This window comes from Polaribacter sp. 2405UD43-2 (genome assembly GCF_058147125.1).
Genome location: NZ_JBYVJX010000004.1, coordinates 1 through 24,424 on the forward strand (window position 1 = coordinate 1; position 24,424 = coordinate 24,424).

General features: G+C 31.7%; 17 protein-coding genes and 2 tRNA genes. 4 read left to right on the top strand and 15 right to left on the bottom strand.

The window, feature by feature from the left end; all coding sequences use genetic code 11:
• Positions 1–129: 129 nt before the first annotated feature.
• Complete coding sequence (locus tag ACY2RX_RS06850) at positions 130–1,362, bottom strand: S41 family peptidase (protein WP_490103454.1); 1,233 nt, start codon at positions 1,360–1,362, stop codon at positions 130–132.
• Between the two features lie 119 nt (positions 1,363–1,481).
• Here ACY2RX_RS06850 and ACY2RX_RS06855 point away from each other — a divergent pair, with 119 nt between their 5' ends.
• The 3 genes from ACY2RX_RS06855 to ACY2RX_RS06865 all read left to right on the top strand — a co-directional run bounded on the left by ACY2RX_RS06855 (position 1,482) and on the right by ACY2RX_RS06865 (position 5,667).
• A complete protein-coding gene (locus ACY2RX_RS06855; protein ID WP_490103230.1) occupies positions 1,482–2,408 on the top strand; it encodes a tyrosine-type recombinase/integrase in 927 nt (308 codons plus the stop codon).
• Positions 2,409–2,651: 243 nt separating this feature from the next.
• On the top strand, positions 2,652–2,804 hold the full coding sequence (locus ACY2RX_RS06860) for a hypothetical protein (protein WP_490103231.1): 153 nt from the start codon (positions 2,652–2,654) through the stop codon (positions 2,802–2,804).
• Between the two features lie 4 nt (positions 2,805–2,808).
• On the top strand, positions 2,809–5,667 hold the full coding sequence (locus tag ACY2RX_RS06865; protein ID WP_490103232.1) for a type I restriction endonuclease subunit R: 2,859 nt from the start codon (positions 2,809–2,811) through the stop codon (positions 5,665–5,667).
• 87 nt (positions 5,668–5,754) lie between these two features.
• Here ACY2RX_RS06865 and ACY2RX_RS06870 read toward each other — a convergent pair.
• Positions 5,755–5,839, bottom strand: a tRNA-Ser gene (locus ACY2RX_RS06870).
• Positions 5,840–6,084: 245 nt separating this feature from the next.
• Between ACY2RX_RS06870 and aroC the strand changes: the two genes are divergently transcribed.
• Positions 6,085–7,149, top strand: coding sequence for a chorismate synthase (aroC, locus tag ACY2RX_RS06875; RefSeq protein WP_490103233.1), 1,065 nt, complete (start codon positions 6,085–6,087; stop codon positions 7,147–7,149).
• Between the two features lie 54 nt (positions 7,150–7,203).
• Here aroC and ACY2RX_RS06880 read toward each other — a convergent pair whose 3' ends face one another.
• The 13 genes from ACY2RX_RS06880 to tuf all read right to left on the bottom strand — a co-directional run bounded on the left by ACY2RX_RS06880 (position 7,204) and on the right by tuf (position 24,364).
• Positions 7,204–8,238, bottom strand: a complete 1,035-nt coding sequence (locus tag ACY2RX_RS06880) for a phytase (protein WP_490103234.1) — start codon at positions 8,236–8,238, stop codon at positions 7,204–7,206.
• A gap of 1 nt (position 8,239) precedes the next feature.
• Positions 8,240–11,074, bottom strand: a complete 2,835-nt coding sequence (locus tag ACY2RX_RS06885) for a TonB-dependent receptor (protein ID WP_490103235.1) — start codon at positions 11,072–11,074, stop codon at positions 8,240–8,242.
• Between the two features lie 211 nt (positions 11,075–11,285).
• The gene (locus ACY2RX_RS06890) at positions 11,286–11,597 is read right to left on the bottom strand and encodes a DUF3467 domain-containing protein (protein ID WP_490103236.1); all 312 of its coding nucleotides are present in this window, start codon (positions 11,595–11,597) and stop codon (positions 11,286–11,288) included.
• Positions 11,598–11,719: 122 nt separating this feature from the next.
• A complete protein-coding gene (rpoC, locus tag ACY2RX_RS06895; protein ID WP_490103237.1) occupies positions 11,720–15,994 on the bottom strand; it encodes a DNA-directed RNA polymerase subunit beta' in 4,275 nt (1,424 codons plus the stop codon).
• 118 nt (positions 15,995–16,112) lie between these two features.
• A complete protein-coding gene (gene rpoB, locus ACY2RX_RS06900; protein WP_490103238.1) occupies positions 16,113–19,925 on the bottom strand; it encodes a DNA-directed RNA polymerase subunit beta in 3,813 nt (1,270 codons plus the stop codon).
• A gap of 149 nt (positions 19,926–20,074) precedes the next feature.
• Positions 20,075–20,449, bottom strand: a complete 375-nt coding sequence (rplL, locus tag ACY2RX_RS06905) for a 50S ribosomal protein L7/L12 (RefSeq protein ID WP_490103239.1) — start codon at positions 20,447–20,449, stop codon at positions 20,075–20,077.
• A gap of 50 nt (positions 20,450–20,499) precedes the next feature.
• The gene (gene rplJ / locus ACY2RX_RS06910) at positions 20,500–21,015 is read right to left on the bottom strand and encodes a 50S ribosomal protein L10 (protein ID WP_490103240.1); all 516 of its coding nucleotides are present in this window, start codon (positions 21,013–21,015) and stop codon (positions 20,500–20,502) included.
• 19 nt (positions 21,016–21,034) lie between these two features.
• Positions 21,035–21,724 (bottom strand): 50S ribosomal protein L1, encoded by a 690-nt coding sequence (gene rplA / locus ACY2RX_RS06915; RefSeq protein ID WP_490103241.1) that lies wholly within the window; start codon positions 21,722–21,724, stop codon positions 21,035–21,037.
• A gap of 20 nt (positions 21,725–21,744) precedes the next feature.
• Positions 21,745–22,182, bottom strand: a complete 438-nt coding sequence (gene rplK, locus ACY2RX_RS06920) for a 50S ribosomal protein L11 (protein WP_068357676.1) — start codon at positions 22,180–22,182, stop codon at positions 21,745–21,747.
• Positions 22,183–22,258: 76 nt separating this feature from the next.
• Entirely contained in the window at positions 22,259–22,807 is a 549-nt protein-coding gene (gene nusG / locus ACY2RX_RS06925) for a transcription termination/antitermination protein NusG (RefSeq protein WP_490103242.1), read from the bottom strand.
• Between the two features lie 11 nt (positions 22,808–22,818).
• A complete protein-coding gene (gene secE / locus ACY2RX_RS06930; RefSeq protein ID WP_490103243.1) occupies positions 22,819–23,007 on the bottom strand; it encodes a preprotein translocase subunit SecE in 189 nt (62 codons plus the stop codon).
• A 19-nt stretch (positions 23,008–23,026) separates the two neighbouring features.
• Positions 23,027–23,099 (bottom strand) — tRNA-Trp (locus ACY2RX_RS06935).
• A 77-nt stretch (positions 23,100–23,176) separates the two neighbouring features.
• Positions 23,177–24,364 carry an elongation factor Tu gene (gene tuf, locus ACY2RX_RS06940; protein ID WP_490103244.1) on the bottom strand — a complete coding sequence of 396 codons (1,188 nt, stop codon included), beginning with the start codon at positions 24,362–24,364 and terminating at the stop codon, positions 23,177–23,179.
• Positions 24,365–24,424: the final 60 nt, after the last annotated feature.

The following is a 24,424-nucleotide window of genomic DNA, read 5'->3' on the forward strand; positions in this document are numbered from 1 at the left end:
TTTGGTTACTTGCATTAGCGCAAGGTATACTGATTTTTTAAGAGCATCATCCGTAGGGAATGCCATTTTGTTTTTGGATACTGCCTTCTATTTACACAAAATTTTGGACAGTGTCTTTTGGAAAGTATCTTATTTTACATCTTTCATTAATTCTTTTACAGAACGAATTAATTGCTGATCAATTCCATTATCAATTTTACCAGGCATATTTTTAACTTTTATAGTTGGTTCTGTTTGGTTATTTTCCATCCATTGTCCAGCTTTATTTTTAGCACTTATAGGCACAACTCCCCAATAAGAACCATTAGGTAAACCTTCCCAACCTGCAAAACTACAGGTTCCAGGAACTGGCATTCCAACGGTTTTTCCTATTTTTAAATCTGTATAACCAGAAGCGTAACAATGTCCATCAGAATACATACTTTCATTAAAAATAGACAAAGTAGGTTTTGTCCATCTACTTGTAGGTTCACCACCTACAATTTTGGCTTCTGTAGCATAGGTTATAAAGGGAACTCCAGTAAAAAACATTGCTAAATCTGCAACTAAATCTCCACCACCATTAAAACGAGTATCAATAATAACCCCTTTTTTGTCTAAATATTTACCCATCATATCTTGATAAATACTTCTGTATGGACCATCACTCATACCAGGAATATGAACATATCCTAATTGTCCATTACTTAATTTTTCTACTTCTTTTTCATTTATTTTTACCCATCTTTTATATAATAAACGATTTTCTGAACCTAAAGAAATTGGTTTTACAGTAATGGTTTGTTGTTTTTTTGTTTTTGGATCAAAAATATCTAACAACATAAATTTACCAGATTTTCTGTTTAAATATTTTGCAACATCTTGATTTTTATTAATAGTTATTCCATCAATCTTTTTGATAATCATACCAGATTTTACTTTAAATTTTGCTTTATCTAAAGGTCCACCTTTTATAATTTCTTTTATAAGAATACCATCTTTTTTATGCTTATAATCCATAAAAATACCTAAAGAAGCAGTGGCATCTGCATTCGAAACATTACTACCTCTATAACCAGCACCTGCATGAGATACATTTAATTCTCCTAACATTTCTGATAACATTTCAGAAAATTCATATCCATTACCAATATGTGGAAGATATTTTTGGTATTCTTTTTTCATTTTTTTCCAGTTAATTCCATGAAAAGTAGGTTCGTAGAAAATTGCATTGGTTCTTATCCAAACATGATCAAACATAGCTTGTCTTTCTGCATATTCATCTAGTTTTATTTCTCCTTTAATTTTTACTGATTTCCTTTTTTTAGACGCCGGATTTAACTTTGAAATTTTTCCTCCACTTAAAAAATAAGGAACTTCAATTTTTTAAAAAGAACAAATATAGCTTCAAACTATCTAGTTTATTTTATCAGAATTTTTTTCCTAAAGGCTTTTAAATCCTTAAAGTTTTAGCTTTGGAATTTCATAAAAAACATAAAAAAATGAATACTCAAAAAAACATTTCAGAAGTAGCTTTACAATGGCAAGAAGACAAAAAACAGTATGTAAAAAAATCAACTATCTCGTCGTATATACTTCTAATTAAAAATCACCTTTCTCCTGCTTTTGGCAGTAATAGTGAGGTTACCGAAGAAGAAGTGCAAAACTTCGTTTTAAAAAAATTACAAGAAGGATTAAGTAAAAAAACCATAAAAGATATGCTTATTGTACTTAATATGATACTCAAATTTGGAGCTAAAAACAAATGGCTGGTTTATCAATCTTTTGACATCCGTTTTCCTACCGAATACAAAAAAGAACAATTGGAGGTGTTGAGTCGTAAAGACCAAAAAAAAGTGATGCACTACATTCAAGATAACTTTACATTTAAAAACCTAGGTATTCATCTGTGTTTAAGTACAGGAATCCGCATTGGAGAAGTTTGCGCCCTCACTTGGAGCGATATCAATACAGATACCGGAATTATTCATATTAACAAAACCATACAACGCATTTATACCATAGAAAACGGCATAGGAAAAACAGAACTGCATATAGACAGCCCAAAAACAACAAACTCTATTAGAGAAATCCCGATGAACAGCGAGTTGTTAAAAATGCTAAAACCCATAAAAAAAATAGTCAACAATTCCTTTTTTGTGTTGACCAACGAAGCAAAACCAACAGAACCTAGAACCTATCGAATTTATTATAAAAAGTTTTTAAACAACCTTAATATTCCTTATTTAAAATTCCACGGACTACGCCATAGTTTTGCTACGCGCTGTATAGAAAGTAATTGCGATTATAAAACGGTAAGTGTGCTTTTGGGGCACGCCAATATTAGTACAACCCTAAACTTATACGTGCACCCCAATGAAGAACAAAAGAAAAAAGTGATTAACAAAATGTTTAGGTGGTTGAAATGATATTTCTTACATTTAGGTTTCCTAAAAAACTTGTAATAACAGGTATTTGCTTAATATAGTATGTTAAAAACTGTAAAAAAATGTTAATAAGTATTGCTAAATGGTATAAAAAATGTAATTTTGTGGCATTAAAGCACAATAACATTTGTGTTTATTTAGCATTAGACAGTATATATACTAACAATAATACACCTTCCTTGCCTCTTAACAATGCACACTCGGAAGGTTTTTTCTTTTAATGCTATGAGTAAACAAAAATACAACAAACCACCATTATCTTTTCAAGATCAATTAACTCAATTACAAAACAGAAACTTAACGGTTCAATATTTAGGTATTCCATCTGATGGAAACGGTAATTTATTAAAATGGAAAAATGAGCCTCTTTGGCAATAATTATATGAGTACACAACCCGAACAAATCTTAGAAAACAATTTAGTAAGTCAATTAACTCAATTAGGTTATGAAAAAGTAATTATAAAAGATGAAGCCGATTTATTAATCAATCTAAAATTACAATTAGAAAAGCATAATAAAATTGCATTATCCGATAATGATTTTAAGCAAGTTTTAAATTATATCAACAAGGGTTCTATATTTCAACGAGCCAAAATTCTGCGTGATAGAGTGCCATTTATCAACGATAAAGGCGAAAACAAAACCATAGAACTTATTAATCAAATCCATTGGTGTAAAAACGAGTTTCAAGTTACCCAACAAGTAACTATGGAAGGCAAATACAAAAACCGTTATGATGTTACTATTCTCGTAAACGGTTTGCCCTTGGTGCAAATAGAATTAAAACGCAGAGGATTAGAACTAAAAGAAGCATTTAATCAAATAAACAGATACGAGCGTCATAGTTTTGGAGCTGGAGCTGGTTTGTTTCAGTTTTTACAACTATTTGTAATTAGCAATGGTGTGAACACAAAATACTATGCTAATAGCCCAATAAAAGCACGTAGTTTTAAGCAAACTTTTTATTGGAGCGACACCAATAATAAATCTGTTACCCAACTTTCTAAGTTTACCGATATATTTTTAGAGCCTTGTCATATCTCTAAAATGATTACGAGATATGTTGTGCTTAACGAATCTGCCAAAATTTTAATGGTACTACGTCCTTATCAATACTTTGCAGTAGAAGCCATTATTGAACGCGTTAAAAACACCACCAAAAACGGTTTTATTTGGCACACCACAGGTTCGGGAAAAACCTTAACTAGTTTTAAGGCTAGTCAAATTTTAACGCATATGCCTAAAGTGCATAAGGTAATTTTTGTGGTCGATAGAAAAGATTTGGATTATCAAACTACCAAAGAATTTAATAGTTTTAGCAAAGGCAGTATTGACGGCACAAACAATACCAAAGCTTTAGTAAAACAATTATCTGGTGATAATAAATTGATTGTCACCACCATTCAAAAACTAAATACTGCGATTAGTAAGGCAAAGTATTTAAATGAAATGGAAGTTTTAAAAGACAAACGTGTGGTTTTTATCTTTGATGAATGCCATCGTAGTCAGTTTGGAAAAACACACGAAGACATTAAAAACTTCTTTAAAAATTGCCAAATGTTTGGTTTTACAGGAACACCAATTTTTGAAGACAATGCAGGCACCAACGAATTTGGAAAACGAACAACAGCAATGTTGTTTGGTGGCGAAAAAGCCTTACACAAATATGTAATTACTGATGCCATTCGGGATGAAAATGTGTTGAAATTTTCCATTGAATACATTAATACATTTAAGAAGAAAGAACATATTTTAGATATTGACGTAGAAGCTATAGACGAAAAGGAAGTAATGGAAGCACCTAAGCGTTTAGACGCCATTACGGAATACATTATTGCCAATCACAACCGCAAAACTCACAATAAAGAGTTTACCGCAATAATGTGCGTAAGCAATGTAGAAACGCTTATTAAATACTACCAACTTTTTAAAGCGAAAGACCACAATTTAAAAATAGCCACAATCTTTTCGTATCAAGCCAACGAAGAAGATAAAGACGCTTTAGGTTTTACTACTTCCGACTTTGACGAAGTAGATTTGAATGTTGTTGCTGAGACAAAAACCGATTATAATTCCAAACACACTAGAGAACATTTAGATAGCTTTATTGCAGATTACAACAAAACATTTGGCACAAATTATTCTACAAAAGACACCCAAAGTTATTACAACTATTACAACGATATTACCAAAAGAGTAAAACACAAACAAGTTGATATTTTATTAGTCGTAAATATGTTTTTAACTGGCTTTGACAGTAAAACACTGAATACTATTTATGTAGATAAAAACTTAAAATATCACGGTTTAATTCAAGCATATTCAAGAACAAATAGAATTTTAAATGAAGTAAAATCACAGGGAAATGTTGTTTGTTTTAGAAACTTAAAAAAACATACAGATGATGCCATTGCATTGTTTTCAAACATAGAATCTAAAGATGAAATAATCATTAAACCTTATGAAGATTATGTAAGAAAAATGAATGATGCTTTTATTCAATTATTGCAAATTACACCAACTATTGATAGTGTTTCTCATTTAGAAAGTGAAGAAGATGAGTTGGCTTTTGCCAAAGCGTTTAGAGAATTAATGCGAACCTTAAATGTTTTAAAAACGTTTACAGAGTTTACATTTGATGATATTAGTATAAACGAACAAACGTTTGAAGATTATAAAAGCAAGTATTTAGATTTAAGAGATAAAGTAAAAAGAGAAAATGCAAAAGAAAAAATTTCTATTTTAAACGATATTGATTTTGAATTAGAGTTAATACATAGAGACGAAATAAATGTCACTTACATTTTAAAATTACTTGCAAATCTTAAAAACTCAGTATCTGCTGATGAGAAAGAAAAACACCTAAAAAACATTATGGATATTGTAGCTGGGGACACTAAACTTAGAAGCAAGCGTGAATTGATTGAGAAATTCATAAACGAACATTTACCAATAATTGAAGATTCGGAGGATATTCCAGATGAGTTTGTTCAGTTTATGACGACTGAAAAATTACAAGCCATAAAATCTTTAAGTGAAGAAGAAGGATTAGATTCTAATAAACTAGAAAAAGTTATTGGTGATTATATGTTTACGGAGAAAATTCCTTTGCGTGATGATATTATTGGAACAATGAAAACGCGTCCAAGCCTAAAAGAAAGAAAGACGAAAGCAGAACGAATTACAAATAGAATTCTTGAGTTTGTAGAAACATTTATAAGCGGGATAACTAATGTTTGATATAAATCTTATTCAAACAACAACACCTAATACAACACCTGAAAAACAAAACCCTTGAAAATCAAATGATTACAAGGGTTTTTTTTGCGGAGAAAGAGGGATTCGAACCCCCGGACCTGTTACAGTCAACAGTTTTCAAGACTGCCGCATTCGACCACTCTGCCATTTCTCCAGTGTGTCTCATCAGGCATTCCCTGAATGCGGATGCAAATATAGAAAGCTTTTTTATTTTTTGAAAACAAAAAACCCATTATTTTTTATCTTTTTTGAATATCATTAAATACAAAGTATATCTTTCTAATTATCAATGTATATTAATGATAAAAACCCTTTAGAAATCATTACAAAGTCAATCTAAATTCAATTTTCTTCTAGTCAGTTTAGTATATTTGCTACAATTATTCTAATATTTTTATTATGTCATTTAATTCTTTCGGAAATTTATTAAAAATTACTACTTACGGAGAATCTCACGGAACTGCTATTGGAGGTATTATTGATGGATTTCCTGCTGGTTTAGAAGTAGATTTTGACGCAATTCAAAAAGAATTAGATAGACGTAAACCTGGACAATCTAAAATTGTAACGCAACGTAAAGAACCTGATACTGTTGAGTTTTTGTCAGGAATTTTTGAAGGTAAAACAACGGGTACTTCTATAGGATTTATTATTAAAAACACAAACCAAAAGAGTAAAGATTACAATCATAACACTAATGTATATAGACCTTCTCATGCCGATTATACTTACGACCAAAAATATGGTTTCAGAGATTTTAGAGGCGGTGGTAGAAGTTCTGCTCGTGAAACCGCAAATTGGGTAGTTGCTGGTGCTTTAGCAAAACAATTAATTGCAAGTATAAATATTAATGCTTTTACAAGTTCTGTTGGTGATATTTTTATAGACAAACCTTATCAAGATTTAGATTTTACTAAAACCGAAAGTAATATTGTACGTTGTCCTGATGAAGTTTCTGCAGAAAAAATGATTACTAAAATTAAAGAAATTAGAAAAGCAGGTGATACAATTGGAGGCACAATAACTTGTGTTGCGCAAAATGTTCCTGTAGGTTTAGGAGAACCCATTTTTAAAAAATTACACGCAGAATTGGGGAGCGCAATGCTATCTATAAACGCTGTAAAAGGTTTTGAATTTGGTAGCGGATTTTGTGGTGCAAAAATGAAAGGTTCTGAACATAATGACATTTTTAATAAAGATGGCTCTACTCAATCTAATTTGTCTGGCGGAATTCAAGGTGGTATTTCTAACGGAATGGATATTTACTTTAGAGTTGCATTTAAACCTGTGGCAACGATTATGAGTTCTCAACAAACCATAAATTCTGAAAATGAAGTGACTGAGATTACAGGAAAAGGAAGACACGACCCTTGTGTTGTGCCAAGAGCTGTACCCATTGTAGAAGCTATGACTGCTTTGGTTTTAGCTGATTATTACTTACTAAATAGAACAAGAGCTATATAAAACAAAAAAGCGAAACTTTAAAAGTTTCGCTTTTTTTATGCTCTCTAAAATGACTTATTTTATTAGCTTATCAAAATCGTAGAAGTAAAAATTTTGAGCATTATTCATAGCTACAAACAAACCACTTTTAAATGTTTTATTTAAAGGAACGTTAACAACATCACAACCATCTGTTTCTGTTGTTGTTAAATTTATAGCTTTTACAAATTCGTTTGTTTTTCTATCAAATAGATTAAATTGTCCTTTTTGTTGGTCTGAAACAATAATATAACCAGCTTGGTTATCTAATTTTGCAATAGCAATTCCTTCAATATCTCTTTTAAAATATTCGCCACCAAAACAAGCAACTTCTTTATCTCCTTTTGATGGTTCTGCATAATATTTACGTATACAATGCATTTCATCAGAATAATAAACAAAACCCATTTCTGCATCAATAGCAATAGCTTCAATTTCTTTTTTACCGCTAAACTCTCCAAATTTACGAACCAAAGTTGTATTTATTTGAGAGTTCTCTAAATCTAGTTTATATTGATATAAATATCCTTTTTTAGGGCCAGTTTTTCTTCCTACAATTGTATAAAAACTACTATCTATCGGCGATTTATAAAAAGCAACTCCCATAGGTAATTTGTTTTCAATAGTTTTTTCATCCTCAAAAACAGGGACACCTCCTTGATCTAAAGGTTTCATATCTGGAATAGAAAAAATTCTAATCTGTTGTTTTTCTCTTTCTGTAAACACTAACAAATCTACCTTTACAGAATCATTTATTTGAAAACCATAGGAAACATCTACGTTATTAGGTCTTTTGATATTTCTAATAGTTTTATTTTCTATAATTTCACCTTCTAAATCGAAAGCATAAATAGCGCCATCTGTACTCTTATCTGTTCCAAAAACAATACTTTTTGATGGATCTGTTGGATGTACCCAAATTGCAGGATCATCAGTATCATTTTGTGTTTTCTTTGTAATTACATCTGGTGTAATTGCAGGTAAATTACTTCCTTTTGTGCACGAAAACAGTAAAAAAGCACCTAGAATGAAGATGCTTTTTTGTAAAGCTTTTTTTTTGTTTAAATTCATTTTACTTTTTGAATAAATCATATTTTAAACCTAATGTAATTCTTCTTCCATAGTATTCTATTTGCATAGTTCTCGCTTTTACACCTTGAAAATAACGTAAAGGTTGATCTGTAATATTATTTATAGAAAAATAAGCACTAAATCCGTTTCCTATTCTGTAAGACCCGTTAAAATCTACTAAAAATTGCTTACCATAATATCTATCTCCAAAAGCACTACTTCCAATTTCATCAATATAAGAATCTGAATAATTTGCAGATGCACGTAAACTCAACTTATTACTAGCATATGCTAATGATGCATTTAACATATTTGGAGCAGTACCTGGTAAATCTAAATCTGTTCTTTCATCTCCATCACTATTTTTTACACCATCAGCCCTAGAAGTTAAATATGTATAGTTTAACATTATGCTAAAGTTTTTAGCAAACCCTGGCAAGAAATCTAACTGACGTTGGAGACTAACCTCTGCCCCAAGAATACTAGCATCGTCTCCATTTTGTTTTTGATATATATCAAAACCTTTAGTACCAACACCATAAATATCAGAAATTGCCTTTGTTCTGTTATCATAAACAAAGTTTTTAATACTTTTTTGGAACACTCCTCCAGATACAATTCCTAAACTTGTAAAATAGTGTTCTGCCATTAAATCAAAATTCATTGAGGTTGTTGCACTTAATTCTGGATTACCTAAAAATATTTTGCCGTCATCATTTACAACATCTATATTAGGTACAATATCCTGATAATTAGGTCTTGCCAAAGTATTTGTCCAAGCAAAACGCAATACAGATCTATCATTTAAATTATACTTTAAATGCACACCTGGTAAAATATTTACATAATCTTTTTCTTTTGTTATTGTACCAAGAGCATTTTTTTCATCTAAAATTAGATTACCTGTTGCTTCTGTTTTTGTAGATTCTATTCTTAAACCTACTAATAATGTTAATTTATCAGATAGCTTTTGATTAGCCATAAAATATCCAGCATAAACGTGTTCTTTTACTGTGTAATTTTTTCTAAGATACTCACTAGGCTCATCTTTCTCTTTAAATAAAGAAGCATTTTTTAAATCTAAGCTTCCTAAAAACTTGTTATCTACAAATTTTCCTGCAGCATATTTACTTCCTGCTAAGTAATTTGGATCTGTTTGATCTAATAAAGGTAAAGCTGTTAAATCTTTAAAAGCATCATTTAAAGGATCATACTCAAAAAAATTATTTTTTCTTTTTTTATCTTTTATCTTAGAACGAACACCAAACTTAATAAAACCTTCATTTGTATTAAAAAAGTTTACAGGTAATTTAAAATTTACAAACGTATTAAAATCTTCTTCGTCTGTATATTGATTTTCTTCTGTGATTTCTTTTAATTTAAACTTACTAAAAGCTACATCATTATTATTTACAGGTGTAATTAAAGGAAATTCTGTATCTTTTAAATTTTCATTTAAAGCTATTTTTTTTGCATTATATGAAATATAACGCTCGTTTAAACGCTCTTCCGAAGCTTTTGCATAAGAACTCATCCAGTCCATTTTTAAGCTACCAAATAAATGATTTCCTCCTAAGCTATAGTTTTGCATACGTTGATCTTCTAGACGCCTATTTTTATTTCTATTATTATCTATACCTCCTTTTGTTTGTCTATCTATTTCACCTGTATATCCAATAATATTATTTGAAGCATCTAACTCTGCTCCGATTTTTTTATAACGTAGTCTAAATCGATTTTCTCTATCGTCTCTCCAGTTATACATCGTTTTTAAATAAATTTTATTATTTGCATTAAGAGCAAAATCAAAATTAGCAGAAAAACTTCTACGAATACGTTCTACTAGATAGGTTCTTATATCAGATTCACCAATATATGGTTTTACAGTTACGTCATCACCAGCTTTATTTTCAGCTTTATTTGTCCATTCAGCTTCTACATTATCAGAACCAAAGTCATTATCATTTACTGTTGCAGAAATCATCCATCCGAATTTTCCACTTTTAGATCTATCTCCTACTAAAAACGATCCGTTTAAAATCTTTTTATCTGTTATTGTATTTATACCTGAACCTACAGTTGTAGATAATCTGAAAGCTTGTGGTGCAGTTCTTGTTACTAAATTTACAGAACCACCTAAAGCATCTGCATCCATATCTGGCGTTACTGCTTTGTTAACTTGTATAGATTGAATCATATCTGAAGGAATTAAATCCATCTGTACATTTCTGTTATCTCCTTCAGCAGAAGGAATTCTACTACCATTTAAAGTTACAGAGTTTAATTGAGGAGAAAGACCTCTAATAATAATATTTCTTGCTTCTCCTTGATCTACTTGCATTGTAATACCAGAAATTCTCTTAACAGCATCTCCAATATTAGCATCAGGAAATTTACCAATTTGATCTGTAGAAACCACATTGGTAATATTCATATTATTTTTTTGGGTATTTAATGCTTTCGCTTGACTACCTATCCTATAAGATCTAATTTCAATTTCGTCGAGTGCTATATTCTCAGATTTCAATTCTAATTTAACCTCTGTAGTTTCATTTTCTTTTATCACAATTTCTTTAATGATATCTTTATATCCTAAATAGCTTACTTTAATAGTTTGTTTACCTACAGGAACAGATATAATAGTAAATTTACCATCAAAATCAGAAATATCTCCTTTTTTAATATTTTCGACAACAACATTTGCTCCAGGAACATATATTCCATTTTCATCAATAATTAAACCTTGTATATTACCCGTTTGAGCAACTGATTTAAGTGCCGTAAACGATAAACATATCGTTACAAAAAAAAGTTTTAATAAGTTAATTTGTTTCATTTTTAGTTTTGTTTTTGTTAATACAAAGGTAAAATTGGTGAACACCATCATCGTTATCTAAATGAAAACAAAAAGCTAATTTTAAACTAAAAAATGATTGTTTTTAACTTTTTAATTAAGAAAAATTTACATTAAGCTTTTATAAAAAACTTAACTAGTTTTTTTTAATAAAAAAAGACTATCTTATAAATAAAATAGTCTTTACTAATTTTTAAGCTTGACCTGTGGGGCCAAAATTCATTGGAATCGGAGGTTGCTCATAATCTTTTATTTCTCCGTTTTGTTGTTCAAACTTACGAACATTATCTGCTAAAGCTTTGGTTAATCTCTTAGCATGTTGTGGCGTTAAAATAATTCTAGATTTTACTTTTGCCTTGGGTACACCTGGCATAATATTAATAAAATCTACAATAAATTCTGATATTGAATGATTAATGATTGCCAAATTAGAATAGGTTCCTTCTGCAATTTCTTGATCTAATTCAATGTTTATTTGTCCTTCTTCGTTTTGATTTTCTTCCATAATTTATAGTGTTAAATGGTGTATTTATTTAATCGTATTAAAAAGAAAAAGTTGAATTGAATAGTGTAATTAACTTACAGTAAACAATTCAACTTTTAAATATGTAAACGTTTACACGTTATTTAGAAACTTTGTTCTATTTCATCTTTTGGACCTACAATAATATTATCATAAGTTCTCATACCTGTACCTGCTGGTATTTTCTTACCAACAATTACATTTTCTTTTAAACCTTCTAAAGTATCAATTTTACCATTAACTGCTGCTTCGTTTAATACTTTTGTAGTTTCCTGGAAAGAAGCCGCAGAAATAAACGATTTAGTTTGTAATGAAGCTCTTGTAATACCTTGCAACACTTGTTCTGCTGTTGCTGGTCTTGCATCTCTTGCTTCCACTAAGTTCTGATCATTTCTTCTTAATAAGGAATTTTCATCTCTTAATTGACGTGCAGAAATAATTTGACCTGCTTTTAAATTTTCAGAATCTCCGGCATTTTCAACAACTTTCATTCCGTAAATTGCATCATTGTCTTTTATAAAGTCAATTTTATGGATTAATTGATTCTCTAAGAATAAAGTATCTCCTGAATCTATAATTTTAACTTTACGCATCATTTGACGTACAACAACTTCGAAATGTTTGTCGTTAATTTTTACACCTTGTAAACGATATACTTCTTGAATTTCGTTTACTAAGTATTCTTGTACTGCTGATGGTCCTTTAATTCTTAAAATATCAGAAGGAGTTGTAGCTCCATCAGATAATGGCATACCCGCTTTAATAAAGTCGTTTTCTTGTACTAAAATCTGATTAGAAAGTTTTACTAAATACTTTTTAATTTCACCTGTTTTAGATTCAACAATAATTTCTCTATTACCACGCTTAATTTTACCAAAAGAAACCACACCATCAATTTCTGAAACCACAGACGGATTAGAAGGATTACGTGCTTCAAACAATTCTGTTACACGTGGTAAACCTCCTGTAATATCTCCTGCTTTACCAGATTTTCTTGGTATTTTTACTAATGTATGACCTTGCTCAACTTTATCACCATCATTTACCATTAAATGTGCACCTACAGGTAAACTATAAGAACGTAAAGCGTTACCATCATTATCTTCAATAATTAAAGAAGCAATAATTTTCTTGTTCTTAGAATCTGTAATTACTTTTTCTTGGAAACCAGTTTGTTCATCAATCTCTACAGAGTAGTTTATACCTTGTTCTAAATTATCAAACTTCACTTTTCCAGAAAATTCTGAAACTATGACACCATTAAATGGATCCCATTGTACAATAACATCTCCCTTTTTAATCGATTTTCTCTCTTTATCGAAAATGATAGAACCGTAAGGAATAATATTTGTACTCTGAGTAATTCCTGTTTTCTTATCGATAATTTTAATTTCGGCAGTTCTAGAGATTACTATATCAGCTTCGTTACCATCATTATCTTTACCAACAACTGTTCGTAAATCTTCGATAACAACTTTACCATCAAACTTAGCAATTAATTTATTTTCTTCTGATATATTACCAGCAACCCCACCAACGTGGAAAGTACGCAATGTTAACTGTGTACCAGGCTCTCCAATAGATTGTGCTGCTATTACACCTACAGCTTCACCAATTTGAACTTTATTACGAGTAGATAAACTCTGTCCATAACATTTTGCACAAATACCTTTTGATGATTCACAAGTTAATGGAGATCTTACTTCTAATTTATCAATTCCAGAATTTTGCACTTCATCTGCTAATTGAATAGAAATTGGCTGATTTGCTTCTAAAAGAATATCTCCTGTTACTGGATGATATACATTATTTAAAGAAATACGACCTTCAATTCTGTCTGATAAAGATTCTACAATCTCATCATTTTTCTTTAAAGGAGTAACTTCTAATCCTCTTAAAGTACCACAATCTTCTTCGTTAATAATAACATCTTGAGATACATCTACCAATCTACGTGTTAAGTAACCAGCATCTGCCGTTTTTAATGCGGTATCAGCTAAACCTTTACGTGCACCGTGAGTTGAGATAAAGTATTCTAAAATTGATAACCCTTCCTTAAAGTTTGAAAGAATTGGATTCTCGATAATTTCTCCACCACCTGCTGTAGATTTTTTAGGTTTTGCCATTAATCCACGCATACCTGTTAACTGACGAATTTGTTCTTTAGAACCCCTTGCACCAGAATCTAGCATCATATATACTGAGTTGAAACCTTGTTGGTCTTCACGTAAACGTTTCATAGATAACTCAGTTAATCTGTTATTGGTAGAACCCCAAACATCAATTACCTGATTGTAACGCTCTTTCTGCGTTAACATACCCATATTATAGTTACCTACAATACCATCTACTTCTTTATTAGCTTCAGCAATCATAGATTGCTTTTCTGCTGGAATAATGATATCTCCTAATGAGAATGATAAACCACCTTCAAAGGCGTATTTATATCCCATATTTTTTATTTGATCTAAAAACTCTCCAGTAGTAGGAATGTCAGTAGCTTTTAAAATACCACCAATAATTCCTCTTAAGTTTTTCTTAGTCAATACCTCATTAATATAGCCTGCTGCTGCAGGAACAACTTCGTTAAATAAAACTCTACCTACAGTAGTTTTTATAATTTTTGTTACTAATTCTCCGTTTTCATCAATATCTTGAGTTCTAACTTTAATTCCAGCATTTAAGTCTACCATTTCTTCGTTAAAAGCAATGGTTACTTCTTCTGGTGAATAGAAAGTCAATCCTTCTCCTTTAATTGGTACTTCTGGAGTAGAGATTCTTTCTTTGGTCATATAATACAAACCAAGTACCATATCTTGAGAAGGTACAGTAACTGGAGCACCATTTGCAGGATTTAAAATATTATGAGAAGCCAACATTAATAATTGCGCTTCTAAAATAGCTTCTGGTCCTAATGGTAAATGCACCGCCATTTGGTCACCATCAAAATCGGCATTAAATGCAGAACAAGAAAGTGGATGTAATTGAATTGCTTTTCCTTCAATTAATTTTGGTTGAAAAGCTTGAATACCCAATCTGTGTAAAGTAGGAGCCCTGTTTAATAAAACTGGATGTCCTTTAATTACGTTTTCTAAAATATCCCAAACAACGGGCTCTTTTCTATCTATTATTTTCTTTGCAGATTTAACTGTTTTTACAATGCCTCTTTCTATTAATTTTCTAATTACGAAAGGTTTGTACAATTCTGCTGCCATATCTTTTGGGATACCACATTCTGACAGTTTTAACTCTGGTCCAACAACAATTACAGAACGAGCTGAATAATCTACACGTTTTCCTAATAAATTCTGACGGAAACGTCCTTGTTTACCTTTTAATGAATCTGATAAAGATTTTAAAGGTCTGTTAGATTCTGTTTTTACTGCGGATGATTTACGAGTGTTATCAAATAATGAATCTACAGATTCTTGTAACATACGTTTTTCATTACGCAAAATAACTTCTGGAGCTTTTATTTCTACTAATCTTTTTAAACGATTATTTCTAATAATAACTCTTCTGTATAAATCATTTAAATCTGAAGTTGCAAAACGACCACCATCTAAAGGCACTAAAGGACGTAATTCTGGAGGAATTACTGGTACAGCCTTCATAATCATCCATTCAGGTTTATTCTCTCTATTTTTTTGAGAATCTCTAAATGCTTCAACAACATTTAAACGTTTTAATGCTTCTGTTTTACGTTGTTTAGAAGTTTCTGTATTTGCTTTGTGTCTTAATTCAAAAGACAATGCATCTAAATCGATACGAGCTAATAAATCAATTAAACACTCTGCACCCATTTTAGCAATAAACTTATTTGGGTCTGTATCTTCTAGATATTGATTATCTTGTGGTAATTCATCAGTTATATCTAAATATTCTTCTTCTGTTAAGAAATCCATTTTTTGTAATGGTTCTCCTTCAACATTTTTTGCAATACCCGGTTGAATTACTACATAACGTTCGTAGTAAATAATCATATCTAACTTTTTAGATGGCAAACCTAAAAGGTATCCCATTTTGTTAGGTAATGATCTAAAGTACCAAATATGCGCTACAGGAACCACTAAATTAATGTGCCCTACTCTATCTCTTCGTACTTTCTTTTCGGTTACTTCTACACCACATCTATCACAAACAATGCCTTTGTAGCGTATTCTTTTGTACTTTCCACAAGCACATTCATAATCCTTTACAGGACCAAAAATACGCTCACAAAATAAACCATCTCTTTCTGGTTTGTGTGTACGGTAATTTATAGTTTCTGGTTTTAAAACTTCGCCTTTAGAAATTTCTAGAATTGCCTCTGGTGATGATAAACCAATAGAGATTTTATTAAACTTTTTTACAGTGTATTTCTCTTGTCTTCTTGCCATGTCTTTTTATAGTCTTTAGTCTTTAGTCTTTAGTTTTTAGTAATCAGTTTTACTTTACATTTGATAATGATTAGTTTAACTAACAACTAACAACCAATAACTAACAACTATTAAAAAATTATTCTTCTAATCTAACGTCTAAACCTAAACCTTTTAGTTCATGCATTAATACGTTAAACGATTCTGGTAAACCTGGTTCTGGCATAGCTTCACCTTTTACAATACTTTCGTATGTTTTAGCTCTACCCATTACATCATCAGATTTTACAGTTAAGATTTCTCTTAAGATACTTGATGCTCCATACGCCTCTAGTGCCCAAACTTCCATCTCTCCAAAACGCTGACCGCCAAATTGAGCTTTACCTCCCAATGGTTGCTGTGTAATTAATGAATACGGCCCAATAGAACGCGCGTGCATTTTATCTTCAATCATATGACCTAACTTAATCATGTAAATTACACCAACTGTTGCTGGTTGATCAAAACGTTTTCCTGTTCCTCCATCATATAAATAGGTGTGACCAAATCTTGGTACACCAGCATCATCTGTGTAAGTATTAATCTCGTCTAAAGATGCTCCATCAAAAATTGGTGTTGCATATTTCTTGTCTAGTTTTTGACCTGCCCAACCAAGAACAGTTTCGTAAATCTGACCAATATTCATACGAGATGGTACACCTAATGGATTTAATACAATGTCTACTGGAGTTCCGTCTTCTAAGAAAGGCATATCTTCTGCTCTTACAATACGAGCAACAATACCTTTATTTCCGTGACGACCTGCCATTTTATCACCTACTTTTAACTTACGTTTTTTGGCAATGTAAACTTTTGCTAATTTTAAAATTCCTGCTGGTAACTCATCACCTACTGAAATTGTAAATTTTTGACGACGTAAAGAACCTTGTAAATCGTTTACTTTAATTTTATAGTTATGCACTAACTCGCCAACTAATTTATTTAAGTCTTTATCTGTTGTCCAAGAACCTGTTAAATGCACATAATCATCTACAGAGTTTAACATTTTTAAAGTGTATTTTTTACCTTTTGGTAAAACTTCTTCTCCTAAATCATTAAATACTCCTTGAGATGTTTTTCCGCTGATTAAAGTAAATAATTTCTCAATTAACTCATCTTTTAAGCCTTCAAACTTCCCAACAAAAGATGCTTCTAAAGTAGCTACTGCTTCTTTATCTCTTAATCTTTTGTTTTTATCTTTTACAGCTCTTCTAAATAATTTTTTATCAATTACTACACCTCTTAATGATGGAGAAGCTTTTAATGATGCGTCTTTTACATCGCCTGCTTTATCACCAAAAATAGCACGTAATAATTTTTCTTCTGGAGTTGGATCAGATTCTCCTTTTGGTGTAATCTTACCAATTAAGATATCACCAGGGTTTACTTCTGCTCCAATTCTAATCATACCGTTTTCATCTAAATCTTTGGTAGCTTCTTCAGAAACGTTGGGAATATCATTAGTTAACTCTTCGGTTCCTAATTTTGTATCTCTTACGTCTAAAGAATATTCATCAATATGAATAGATGTAAATATATCTTCTCGAACTACTTTTTCAGAAATTACAATGGCATCCTCAAAGTTATACCCTTTCCAAGGCATAAAGGCTACTTTCATATTTCTACCTAAAGCTAATTCTCCTTTTTGTGTTGCATATCCTTCACAAAGAACTTGACCTTCTGATACTCTATCTCCTTTTTCTACAATCGGTTTTAAGTTAATAGATGTTCCTTGATTGGTTTTTCTAAATTTAATTAAGTTATAAGAAACTTCATCAGAGTCGAAACTTACCAGTTTTTCTTCATCAGTTCTATCATACTTAATGGTAATTTTATTTGCATCTACATACGTTACAACACCATTTCCTTCTGCATTGATTAAGATTCTTGAATCTTTTGCAACTCTACGTTCTAAACCTGTACCTACAATTGGAGATTCTGGGCGCAATAGTGGAACTGCTTGACGCATCATATTTGATCCCATTAATGCACGGTTGGCATCATCATGTTCTAAAAACGGAATTAAAGATGCAGATATTGACGCAATTTGATTTGGAGCAACATCCATATAATGGATATCTTGTGGAGTTACCACAGGGAAATCTCCTTCTTCACGAGCAATTACTCTATCAGAAACAAAACTTCCGTCTTCATTTAACTCTAAGTTAGATTGGGCAATTTTCATACCTTCTTCTTCTTCTGCACTTAAATAAATTGGCTCTTCGCCTACAGAAACAGTACCATTATCAACTTTTCTATATGGCGTTTCAATAAATCCTAAATTATTCACTTTTGCAAATACAGAAAGTGAAGAAATTAAACCAATATTTGGTCCTTCTGGAGTTTCAATCGGACATAAACGACCATAGTGTGTATAATGTACATCACGAACCTCGAAACCTGCTCTTTCTCTTGATAAACCTCCAGGTCCAAGTGCAGATAATCTACGTTTATGTGTAATTTCTGCTAATGGATTGGTTTGATCCATAAACTGAGATAACTGATTCGTACCAAAGAATGAGTTAATTACAGACGATAATGTCTTAGCATTTATCAAATCAATTGGCGTAAATACTTCGTTATCACGCACATTCATACGCTCACGAATTGTTCTAGCCATACGTGCTAAACCAACACCAAACTGACCTGCTAATTGCTCTCCAACCGTTCTTACACGTCTGTTAGATAAGTGATCAATATCATCAACCTCTGCTTTAGAATTGATTAACTCAATTAAATATTTTATAATAGTAATAATATCTAACTTTGTTAATACTTTTTGATCCATATCAACATCTAACTGAAGTTTAGTGTTCATTCTAAAACGACCCACTTCTCCTAAATTATAACGTTGTTCAGAAAAGAATAATTTATCTATAATACCTCTTGCAGTCTCTTCATCTGGCGGTTCTGCATTACGCAATTGTCTATAGATATGCTCTACTGCTTCTTTCTCGGAATTTGTAGGGTCTTTTTGTAATGTATTATGAATAATTGCATAGTCTGCCATATCGTTATCTTCTTTATGAAGTAAAACGGTTTTAGCACCTGCATCAATTATTTCATCAATATGTTCTTTTTCTAAAATTGTATCACGATCGAAAATAATTTCATTTCTTTCGATTGATACAACTTCTCCTGTATCTTCATCTACAAAATCTTCATGCCAAGTTTTTAAAACTCTTGCCGCTAACTTACGTCCAAGAACTTTTTTTAATCCAGCTTTAGAAACTTTTACCTCTTCTGCAAGGTCAAAAATTTCTAAAATATCTTTATCTCTTTCAAAGCCAATAGCTCTGAATAATGTTGTTACTGGTAATTTTTTCTTTCTATCAATATAAGCATACATTACTTGATTGATATCGGTAGCAAATTCTATCCAAGATCCTTTAAAAGGGATTACTCTTGCTGAGTATAATTTTGTACCGTTTGCATGGAAAGATTGCCCAAAAAACACACCAGGAGACCTGTGTAATTGAGAAACCACCACACGCTCAGCACCATTGATAACAAAGGTACCTGAGTTGGTCATATAAGGAATTGTACCTAGATATACATCTTGTACAATAGTTTCGAAATCTTCGTGTTCTGGATCTGTACAATACAATTTTAGACGTGCTTTTAAAGGCACACTGTGTGTAAGACCTCTTTCGATACATTCTTGAATACTGTATCTTGGTGGATCTACAAAGTAGTCTAAAAATTCTAATACAAATTGGTTTCTTGTATCTGTGATTGGAAAGTTATCCATAAAGGTTTTGTACAAACCTTCTTCACCTCTTTCTTCTGCCTTAGTTTGAAGTTGGAAAAAATCTTGGAAAGATTTTACCTGAATATCCAAGAAATCTGGATATTCTTTAATCATTTGAGAAGTTGCGAAGTTAATTCTTTCAGTAGTGTTTTTCGTTGCCAAAAGAGAATATTTTTTTGATTAAAATCTAAATTAAAATAAAGAACGAATATATACACAAAATGGTTTAGGACTAAAAACGATTGTTCTTAGTACCTAAACCTAAATTTGTTTTCCCGTTTTTGATTCTTACAAAAATCGGGAGTTGTAGCTTACTTAAGCTCTACTTCAGCTCCAGCTTCTTCTAAAGATTTTTTAAGACCTTCAGCCTCATCTTTAGTTACACCTTCTTTTACTGCTGCAGGAGCGCTATCTACGATACCTTTTGCTTCTTTTAATCCTAAACCAGTTAATTCTTTAACTAATTTTACTACTGCAAGTTTAGAACCACCTGCTGCCGTTAAGATTACGTCAAATTCAGTTTGCTCATCTGCTGCATCTTCTCCTGCTGCTGCTGGACCTGCTACTGCTACTGCAGCTGCTGCTGGCTCAATACCATACTCATCTTTTAAAATAGTAGCTAATTCATTAACTTCTTTTACTGTTAAGTTAACTAATTGCTCTGCGAAATCTTTTAAATCTGCCATTTTAATTGTTTTTAAAAATTTTGTTTATTTTAGTTTATTTGTGCGCTTAATTATTTTTCAGATAACGTCTTTATAATACCTGAAAGTGTTTGACCACCTGACTGTAATGCTGAAACAACATTCTTAGCTGGCGATTGTAATAATCCAATGATTTCTCCAATCAATTCTTCTCTAGATTTAATGTTTACTAAAGTATCTAATTGATCATCACCAATATAAATAGACTCTTCTGCGAAGGCTCCTTTTAATAATGGCTTATCAGATTTTTTTCTAAATTCTTTAATTAATTTAGCTGGAGCATTTGCTGCTTCAGAAATCATCATTGATGTATTACCTTTTAATACTGTTGGTAAGTCTTCAAAATCTTTATCTGAAGCTTCCATTGCTTTTGCAAGTAATGTATTTTTAACAACTGATAATTGGATACCTGCTTTAAAACAAGCTCTTCTTAAATTAGAAGTAGTTTGTGCATCTAAACCAGAAATATCTGCTAAATATAATGTGTTAGTATCTGCTAATACTGCTGTTAAATCTTGTATTACTTGTGATTTATCTTCTCTAGTCATAATTATAAGTTTTAACGTATTAAACAGTTTTAACCTCAACCTCAATACTAGGACTCATAGTACTAGACATAAAAACGCTTTTTACATACGTTCCTTTTGCTGTTGTTGGTTTCAATTTAATAATTGTTTGTATTAACTCGTTTGCATTTTCTTCAATTTTCTTAGCATCAAAAGATACTTTTCCAATTGCTGCATGAACGATACCAGTTTTATCAACTTTAAAATCGATTTTACCCGCTTTTACATCTTGTACAGCTTTTGCAACATCCATAGTTACAGTACCTGTTTTAGGGTTTGGCATTAAACCTCTAGGACCTAAAATTCTTCCTAAAGGACCTAATTTACCCATTACACTTGGCATTGTAATAATTACATCTACATCTGTCCATCCTCCTTTAATTTTTTGAAGGTACTCATCTAAACCAACATAATCCGCCCCTGCTGCTGTAGCATCTGCTTCTTTATCTGGTGTTACTAATGCTAATACTTTTACATCTTTACCAGTTCCGTGCGGTAATGTAACAACTCCACGAACCATTTGGTTTGCTTTACGAGGATCTACTCCTAAACGAATTGCTAAATCTACTGATGCATCAAACTTTACATTAGTAATGTCTTTGACTAGCGCTGAAGCAGCTGCTAAATCATAAGATTGAGTATTATCAATCTTAGCGTAAGCCTCTTTTTGCTTTTTTGTTAATTTTGCCATTTTACTACTTTTTATAAAGTTTATGCTGGTGCATCACCTTTTACTGTTAATCCCATAGAACGTGCTGTACCTGCAATCATACGCATTGCTGAAGAAACTTCAAAGGCATTTAAATCTACCATTTTGTCTTCTGCAATTACTTTAATTTGATCCCAAGTAACGGATGCTACTTTCTTTCTGTTTGGTTCTCCTGAACCTTTTTTAATTTTGGCCGCTTCTAGTAACTGAACTGCTGCAGGAGGAGTTTTTACAACAAAATCGAACGATTTGTCTTTGAAAACAGTAATAACAACAGGTAAAACTTTACCTTGTTTGTCTTGCGTTCTTGCATTAAACTGTTTACAGAACTCCATAATGTTAACACCAGCAGCTCCTAAAGCGGGTCCAACCGGCGGCGATGGATTCGCTGCGCCTCCCCTTACTTGTAACTTAACTACTTTACTAACTTCTTTTGCCATTTTAAAAATGTTTAATGATTTGTTTTAATTTTGGAAGCATTAAAACAAATCGGTATAATATATATTTGTGTAACAATTATATCTTTTCTACTTGCATATAACTTAATTCTAATGGTGTTTTTCTTCCAAAGATTTTTACCATTACTTCTAGCTTACGCTTTTCTTCATTTACTTTTTCAATAGTTCCGTCAAATCCATTAAAAGGACCATCAACAACTTTTACAGTTTCTCCAATATTAAAAGGAATTGCAATATTTTCGTCTTGAACTGAAAGTTCATCAACTTTACCAAGCATTCTATTTACTTCAGACTTACGCATTGGCACAGGTTCTCCTCCTTTAGTTTCACCTAAAAAGCCAATAACACCTGTAATTGATTTTATAACGTGAGGAACCTCTCCCGAAAGATTCGCCTCTACCATAATATAACCAGGAAAGTAAACTCTTTCTCTATTTACTTTTTTTCCGTTTCTAATTTGAACAACTTTTTCAGTTGGTACAATTACCTGACTAACATAATCAGACAATCCTACTCTAGAAATCTCAGTTTCTATGTAAGATTTAACTTTATTTTCTTGCCCACCAATGGCTCTTACAACATACCATTTCATTACTGAATCAGCCATAATTTATTTTCTTAAAATAATTTGAAAAAGTTATCTAATCCAGTTTGAAAAACATAATCTATACCAGCAACTGCTAATGCGAATATTATTGTAAAAACAGCTACTGTTACAGTTGTTTTTTGCGCATCTTCTTTAGATATCCACGTCATATGGTTATTTAACTCACCGAAAGAATCTTTGATATATTGTATAAAGTTCATCTTACTTACTTATTTTTTGCACGGGTTGAGAGGCTCGAACTCCCGACAACTGGTTTTGGAGACCAGTGCTCTACCAACTGAGCTAAACCCGTTTCTTATTCATTGATAAAGGCGTTCCGTTAAAAACGGAACACCCTTAGAATTTATTAATTAATAAACTAATTTAAAATTAGTCTAATAATTCAGTTACCTGACCTGCTCCTACTGTTCTACCACCTTCACGGATAGCAAAACGTAAACCAACGTTTAATGCAATTGGCTGAATCAAATCAACAGTAATTGTTAAGTTATCTCCAGGCATCACCATTTCTACACCTGAAGGTAAATTAATAGTACCTGTTACATCTGTAGTTCTTACATAGAACTGAGGACGATAATTGTTATGGAATGGAGTATGACGTCCACCTTCTTCTTTTTTAAGAACATAAACCTCTGCTTTAAATTTAGCATGAGGAGTTACAGAACCTGGCTTACAGATTACCATACCTCTTTTAATATCTTCTTTTGCAATACCTCTTAATAAGATACCTGCATTATCTCCAGCCTCACCTCTATCTAATATTTGACGGAACATTTCTATACCTGTGATAGTAGAAGTTAACTTTTCTGCACCCATACCAATAATATCTACAGCATCACCTGTATTAGCAATACCTGTTTCGATACGACCAGTAGCAACAGTACCACGTCCAGTAATTGAAAACACATCTTCAATTGGCATTAAGAAATCTTTATCTACTTCTCTTAAAGGCTCTTCAATCCAAGTATCGCAAGCTTCCATTAATTCCAATACAGTGTCAACCCATTTCTGCTCACCATTTAAGGCACCTAAAGCAGAACCAGAAACAACAGGTCCATTATCTCCATCATAATCATAGAAAGATAACAACTCTCTAACCTCCATATCAACTAACTCTAAAAGCTCTTCATCATCAACCATATCTACTTTGTTTAAGAAAACAACGATACGTGGAATACCTACCTGACGACCTAATAAGATGTGCTCTCTAGTTTGTGGCATTGGACCATCTGTAGCAGCAACCACTAAAATAGCACCATCCATTTGAGCAGCACCAGTAACCATATTCTTTACATAATCCGCGTGACCTGGACAGTCAACGTGCGCATAGTGACGATTTGCAGTTTGATACTCTACGTGAGATGTATTAATTGTAATACCTCTTTCTTTTTCTTCTGGAGCGTTATCGATTTGATCAAAATCTTTCGCTTCTGATAATCCTGCATCAGCTAATACTTTTGTAATAGCAGCAGTTAAAGTTGTTTTACCGTGATCTACGTGTCCGATAGTACCAATGTTTAAGTGTGGTTTCGAACGGTCAAAAGTTCCTTTTGCCATGATTATTAATTTTAATTCTTAGTTTAAATATATTTAGTGTCTAATATTCTTTTTTAAAAG